A 955-nucleotide genomic window follows, 5' to 3' on the forward strand; every position below is an offset into this window, starting at 1 on the left:
CCTCAACAACCATCTTTACGGCGACATCGGGTTCAGGGTCATTTGATTTCCCAGGACGTGTTGTGCGGGATGTCCATCGCAAAATAATCGCCAGAGCCAGCCAGCGCAGGCATAGCTATGCAGGCAAATGGTTCGCTTCCGGTGATGCCCTTATACTTACCGGTGCCGCCGGTGATGATATGCGTTCCACAATCCATCTTCGGCTGGGCCTTGTCGAGGTCTCGAGTATCGAAGGTCGAGAAAATCTTGTCGCCGTCGCTGTCGGCGAGCACGCAAGCTCCGTCAATGTATTTCTTGTCTCCGGACGCGACGTTCAGCGCCACGCAGCGTGCTGACATCTTGTCCAGCATCTTCTCTCCCTTCATGTTTTGAGTGGTCCCGACCGCCTCCAGCGTAGTGGCCTTGCCGAGTTCGGCGGTGTCAATGCTCATCAAGGGCCGAAAAATAAAGTGCGTCACATAAGGAGTAGTCCCCTTCTTTTCAATCGGCTCTCCCGCGACAGCCGCGGGGGCAACGGACACGAGCGCTGTAGCAAAAACCGTTGCTTTGGCGAGTCTCATCGCTGCGGTGAATGTGGGGACTATGCGCACGTTGACGAAGTTCATGAGTGCCTCCTTAGATCAAGCGGCGGTTCAGGTCTCCGCCGTGAACTGCCGCGGTTTGAAATCGACCTGCGTATGCTTTCTCCTGTCAAATCGAATTGCACGCTGGCGCCGAGCGTCAACGTGATCATGCTTCTTGATGCTTCGCCTTGGACTGACGAAGTATGTGGGGATGGTGGCTCCAATCATCGGTTTTGACCTCAATATAGGGCTCGACCGACCGACCTGGAATATTAACATAATAGCATGGAACGCGGCGGACGTCAGCGTCATGCCCAGAAAACGCAGCGCGCACCGTCAGCTATCCTGACCGAATGCGCTATGCAAAATGCAATTCTCCTGCTGTTCGGATG

Annotated in this window: 1 protein-coding gene; it reads right to left on the reverse strand. The window is 55.1% G+C overall.

Annotated features, from left to right (window positions below; translation table 11 throughout):
- Nucleotides 1-38 precede the first annotated feature (38 nt).
- Nucleotides 39-605, reverse strand: coding sequence for a hypothetical protein (locus XI09_RS05575; RefSeq protein ID WP_271565971.1), 567 nt, complete (start codon nucleotides 603-605; stop codon nucleotides 39-41).
- Between the last annotated feature and the right edge of the window lie 350 nt (nucleotides 606-955).

It is taken from the genome of Bradyrhizobium sp. CCBAU 11386 (assembly GCF_028128955.1).
In the GTDB taxonomy this organism is placed as follows: Bacteria; Pseudomonadota; Alphaproteobacteria; order Rhizobiales; family Xanthobacteraceae; genus Bradyrhizobium.